This is a genomic window from Bacillus sp. J14TS2, assembly GCF_018333015.1.
Lineage (GTDB): Bacteria > Bacillota > Bacilli > Bacillales > Bacillaceae_C > Lederbergia.
The window spans coordinates 1-255 of sequence record NZ_BORE01000091.1 but is presented as its reverse complement, the minus strand read 5'-3'; the positions used below and the strand labels follow the sequence as shown (position 1 = coordinate 255).

At 47.8% G+C, this 255-nt stretch carries 1 rRNA gene; it reads left to right on the top strand.

Annotated elements, in window-relative coordinates:
* Positions 1-136 precede the first annotated feature (136 nt).
* A 5S ribosomal RNA gene (rrf, locus tag KI375_RS27185) occupies positions 137-252 on the top strand.
* Positions 253-255: the final 3 nt, after the last annotated feature.

The window sequence follows — 255 nt, the reverse complement described above, 5'->3', positions numbered from 1 at the left end:
ATGTTGTTTCTCGTTTATCTTCTTCTTTATCTGGTTTTGAGAGAATAACTCTCTTTTTATATAGCATTTAGAGGATCTTCTGCTAAGATCGCTCACATCCTGTGAGCAACGCAGAAGTCAGCACCTCGTGTGCAAGTCTGGTGGCAATAGCGAAGAGGTCACACCCGTTCCCATCCCGAACACGGTAGTTAAGCTCTTCAGCGCCGATGGTAATAGGGGGCTTCCCCCTGTGAGAGCAGGACGTTGCCAGGCAAA